Annotated in this window: 1 pseudogene; it reads left to right on the top strand. The window is 68.9% G+C overall.

The window, feature by feature from the left end:
• Positions 1 to 50 precede the first annotated feature (50 nt).
• Positions 51 to 238, top strand: a pseudogene (locus ACPYOM_RS23765) (hypothetical protein); the annotation flags it as partial.

A 238-nucleotide genomic window follows, 5' to 3' on the forward strand; every position in this document is an offset into this window, starting at 1 on the left:
GCCGTACCGCACTGCTGCCGTTGGCCTCGACATGGCTGTACTGGGCAGGGATGGCGCTCAACGACTGGGCCGACCGCGCTGTCGATGCCACCGAGCGTCCGGACGGGATGGGCCGTTCCGGACGCGTGCCGGCCACCACCGCCCTCGGCGCTGTCTCTTATACACATCTCCGAGCCCACGAGACGCGTAGTAATTTGGGGGGGGGGTTTTTCTTTGGGGAGGGGGGGGGGGGGGGGGG

The sequence above is a fragment of the Monashia sp. HAY1-2A genome (genome assembly GCF_056755315.1).